We start from the raw sequence: 4,667 nt of genomic DNA on the forward strand, positions 1-4,667 counted from the left end.
TATTAAAAATCCACCAATAAGTGATGTAATAACGAATAAAAATGCTCCGAGTATTCCAGTAAAGAAAACAAGTTTATTTTTCATTCATATTTGTTATTCAAGCTTGCAGGTAACGGTTCCGGCTATGGTTTGGCGCCTGGAGGCGCCAGCCTTCCGTTTTGTTTTGTTAATCCCTAAAATAGCAAATAATCCCAGACCTTAGAGGGCGATGAACCATAGCCGTTGTTGGCTACAGTAATTTTTCAGTCATATTTTACTTCCTCTCCCATGGCAATAAAGACTAGAGCATCAAAATGATTTAGCAAATATGTTTTATCACTTTCGAGGTTAAAAATAGATAGGTCACGAAATAATCTATTCCCAAATCCTGGGTTGTTTTTTTTGAGTCTATTTGCATCAATGAAATAATTATTGTTAATCTTTGGAAGTAGTGATAAAATAGATTTGTCATTTTTCGCAGCTTTCTCGATATCTCTTTCAGTTCTTGGTGCTAATCTGATAGAACCCAATGCAATGTGATACGACGATTCGGGATTTAGCTGTCTAAATTGAAATCCCATAGTTTGACCATCCATATTTGCACTATTTGATTTGGACATGTGTCCATTAGCTAACCAAACAATGAATTTTTTGTTTGGGTTCTGATCTATTAGAAAATCCAGGTTCTTAGCCATTTGTCTATCTCGAATTGCAATTCTTTTTTTATCTGAATTGTTGTCTCTGACGGTATAAAGTTCAATAGCTGTATTAAAACTATTCAATATTTGGATCCACAGAGTATTTGATTTGATCACTTCAGTTTTTAAGATCTTTTTTGTGTAGTCGTATAAAAATTCTATTTCATCTGTACTTAGTGCTTTTCTACTATTGTATTGGTTTTTAATCAGAATATTTGCAATTCTTCCATATTCCTCATCTAACTCAATACCACCTTTGTTAAGGACGTTAACTAATTTTTTAATAAAGTTTTCATAGGAATAAGGGGCGATTAGTCTATTGTCAAACCCCCAGATTGTGACACTGTTTTCTTCCAAAAAAGTAAACAGTTTTTCGCATTGACTAGACTTGCTCCATATCGAGTACAAATTTCTTTTGTGGTGATCAAATAATAGGGCAAAGAAGTCACTTTCGAATGCAATGTCTTTGTAGTTATGCTTGCGCACTAAGTATTTTACAAACTCAACTTTAGCCAGCATATCAGTACCACTATAGTGAACTGACTCTCCAAGAAAAACAACTTTTTTTCTTTGGAATTCTTCATCAATAACAGCCTTTACTTCTTCGGTCAATAGACTATCAATCGAATTTAATTGGTAAATTCCATCATGAACTTGAGAAAAAGAGTATTGCCAACTGATGAGTAGAAAAAGCAGAATGTTTTTCATTATTGTAGCCAACGGTTCCGGCTATGGTTTGGCGCCTGAGGGCGCCAGCCTCTCCATTTAGTTTTGTTAATCCCTAAAATAGCAAATAATCCCAGACCCCGGAGGGCGATGAACCATAGGCGTTGTTGTAAACCGTTTAGTCTATCTTTTGAAATTTTCTAGTCATTATAAAATCCTGTCCTTCGATGTAGGATCTCATAACGTAGAAGTCTTGAGTTGTTTCTATGACCTCTGAGATTAAGACAAAATCACCAATTTCATGATTGTTTGGGTTTTCTAAAATCTCATGTAGAGTTAGGATTAGAGTACAGTCATCTTGCCACTTGGCGTTGAGTTCTATCTTTATCCCAAGGTTAGGTAAATACTCTATTTGGGTTGAATCAGTTCTTTTAATGATATTTTGCCCGGTATTTGGATCTTCCATAATAAAATTGCCGGTCTTAAATCTGTTACAGTCCAATTCTTGGGCCTGGATACTGATTAAACTTAAAACCGAAACTAGTAGTAATAAGACTTTCATAAAAATGGTTTACAACGGTCCTGGCTATGGCCCGGCGCCTCGACGTCCAAACACTTCCAGGAATAATTAATATACCCTAATGTAGGAAAAATTACCCGTCCTTGGCCAGCGATGGGCTATAGCCGTTGTTGGCAACAGTATTAATCATTCATTTATATACTCAATAGCCCTCTCAAGTATTTCGTCTCTACCATCTATAATTGCTTCCGGACTGGGGTTTACTTCAATGTCTATTTTGACCCCATTTCTTTGCGCCTCCTGTCCGTTGGGATAGAAAATTCCTATTCCAGTCATTTGGGTTTGAAGTCCGCCTACCATTTTAAACCGAATTACATTGCCATTCGCTCCAGAAGTTTGCCTTCCTATGGTAGTGACATTATCCCCAATTTGGAGGCACATGGCAGTAAATTCCATTTGGCTTTGACAGGATTCATCGACCAATAGAATGACTTTACCAGTATACTTTAATTGATTATTGCCACTTTGGTGGTCTTCCGACCAGATATATCGGCCAGGATAATTCAGATCTGGATAAATGGCTTTGTAGAAATCTTTCTTTTGGGAAGAAATATAGTTAGCAAAATAATAGGGTGTGGATCCTTTGGACCTTCGGATATCGAAAATTATAGCTTTGGTATCTTCAAAAGCTTCCATGACTTTAGGCACTTCATTTGTCTCGACTTTTCCAATGTCAATATAACCTATTGAGTCATTAATCGATCTGTATTTTTCAGTTTGCTCATTAATTTTAAAATTGATGTCTTTGTACAAGTATCTTTTTAAAGTCTTTGAAGAAGTTTTGCCTTTACTAGTTATTTGAACATTTACCGAAGGTGTTGAACCATTTAATAAGTAATACCCGGCGTTTAACTTTTTTCTAGAGATATTGGAGCCATGTATGTATTTTTCATTTGCTTCGAAATTTTGATATATGTTTTGGCCATCTACATTTGTAATTATGTCTCCAATTTTCAAATCGTCTAATTCCGCGAGCTCTCGGTCATAGAACCTAGTAATGATTGCAGAATCGTCAATGACTATAAATTCAAAGGGAACAATGTAACAGCCGAAGTTGCAAAATTCTGAGTTTGGATATATTAGCGCATGACTATCATCTAGGCTGACCACCAGTTCTACTAGAGCCTGATGATATTCATCCTTGGATTTTGGATTATAAAATTTCGGTATCAATCCATCCAAAACATTGCTCCAGTTCTTTTCCATTTGATATTTTGCCGGAAAAAAATACGCCACCATATTCCAGTAACGAAAAAGGCATAGCAGGCGTAACTCTTCATTTTGCCAATCAAAATTCGGATACTCGATTTCATTTCTGAAATAAGCCATTTTTGGCTCCCCTTTATAGTAATCTACGTAATGCTTTTCCCCTTGATGCCTGTTATTCTCGATGAATTTGAGTTTGTCGGTAAGTTCTGAGGTAAAGAGTTGTTTGTTCTGAATCCAGCTTAAATCCAAGTTTCTATCAAAAAATTTGAGATTGTTTTTGCTATCGCACTTTTTACAATGTTTCACGGGACCCAATTCTTCAATCCAATCGAGTAGGATCTCGGATAACGATTCTTTGCTCTGTGCTTTTTTTACTTTAGGTAAAATTCTGAAGAGTTCTTGATCCCAGTCAAATTTTCCTGAAGCAACAATAGGATGGTAGTATTTTAAGAATCCCCAAACCTTGGCTGTAGCAGACAACCTCTCGGTTTCAGTGATGCTGTCTTGAGCAAAGTTCATCTTCCCAGCAAATATTAACATAAGAAGGAATAATATTGCTCTTTTCATATTGTTGCCAACGGTTCCGGCTATGGTTTGGCGCCTGGAGGCGCCAGCCTTTCCGGTTTTGTTATTTATCAGACCTAAAATAGCAAATAATCCCGGACCCTGGAGTGCGATAAACCATAGCCGTTGTTGTAAAACGTTTAGTCTAGAGTTTAGGATTTAGCATACTACTGATCTTTTCATCATCATCTTCAAGATAAATGAAATTAGGCGCCATTGAATTGCCAATCGCAAGTACACCATAATCCTTGTCAAAAATGATTGGATCGGTGATGTCCATAGCTGAAGAGCTATTATTATAAAAACTGAAGAAATAATTCTTAAGCTGAGGAATATGTAGCTTGTCTTTTCTTAGAATCTCATATTTGTCACCAGCAAACAGGAGGAGCTCATTTTTTGCATCATACGAAAATGTCATATTCTTTGAGCTATCCGTTATGTTTTCGTAATTGTACTTTAGGAGACTGTCCTTAACGATTTTTAGTTTGTACTTGTATCTACCTTGCAAAGAATCCGAGACATAGACATGTAGAATCCTATCCTGAGTTACTAATTCCGAAGAATCACCGCAACTCGATAATATTAAAAGGGCAAAGATGATGTATAGGTATTTCAAATGTTTTACAACGGTCTCGGCTATGGTTTGGCGCCTGGAGGCGCCAGCCTTCCGTATTGTTTTGTTAGTCCCTAAAATAGCAAATAATCCCAGACCCTGGAGGGCGATAAACCATAGCCGTTGTTGTACCACGTTTACAGGTCGAAACCGATATTTATTTGAACCATAATCGGCCAAATATTGCCATTCCCCTCGGTGTCAAAATAATATTGCGGACCGACATCAAATAGAAGATGAAGATTCTTGCTGAATTTTCTTTGAATTCCCCAAGTGGGCCCGATAGCAAAATCAAAATCAGAAGTACGCCCTACATTTTCTGCAATGGACGGGCCTCGGCTGACCAGACGAAGCGAGA

General features: G+C 36.9%; 5 protein-coding genes and 1 pseudogene. 1 reads left to right on the forward strand and 5 read right to left on the reverse strand.

The window, feature by feature from the left end:
- Positions 1 to 202: hypothetical protein (locus GWK09_RS14985; protein ID WP_204260484.1), on the forward strand; the 202-nt coding region annotated here is incomplete at its 5' end.
- Positions 203 to 242: 40 nt separating this feature from the next.
- Here GWK09_RS14985 and GWK09_RS14730 read toward each other — a convergent pair.
- The 5 genes and pseudogenes from GWK09_RS14730 to GWK09_RS14750 form a co-directional block, all read right to left on the reverse strand.
- A complete protein-coding gene (locus GWK09_RS14730; RefSeq protein ID WP_163694233.1) occupies positions 243 to 1,385 on the reverse strand; it encodes an erythromycin esterase family protein in 1,143 nt (380 codons plus the stop codon).
- Positions 1,386 to 1,521: 136 nt separating this feature from the next.
- On the reverse strand, positions 1,522 to 1,905 hold the full coding sequence (locus tag GWK09_RS14735; protein ID WP_163694234.1) for a hypothetical protein: 384 nt from the start codon (positions 1,903 to 1,905) through the stop codon (positions 1,522 to 1,524).
- A gap of 144 nt (positions 1,906 to 2,049) precedes the next feature.
- Positions 2,050 to 3,699 carry a S41 family peptidase gene (locus GWK09_RS14740; protein WP_163694235.1) on the reverse strand — a complete coding sequence of 550 codons (1,650 nt, stop codon included), beginning with the start codon at positions 3,697 to 3,699 and terminating at the stop codon, positions 2,050 to 2,052.
- Between the two features lie 142 nt (positions 3,700 to 3,841).
- The gene (locus GWK09_RS14745) at positions 3,842 to 4,312 is read right to left on the reverse strand and encodes a hypothetical protein (RefSeq protein ID WP_204260485.1); all 471 of its coding nucleotides are present in this window, start codon (positions 4,310 to 4,312) and stop codon (positions 3,842 to 3,844) included.
- A gap of 134 nt (positions 4,313 to 4,446) precedes the next feature.
- Positions 4,447 to 4,667 (reverse strand): annotated as a pseudogene (locus GWK09_RS14750) (hypothetical protein); the annotation flags it as partial.

Origin of the sequence: Muriicola jejuensis (assembly GCF_010671595.1) — a bacterium.
GTDB lineage: Bacteria > Bacteroidota > Bacteroidia > Flavobacteriales > Flavobacteriaceae > Muriicola > Muriicola jejuensis.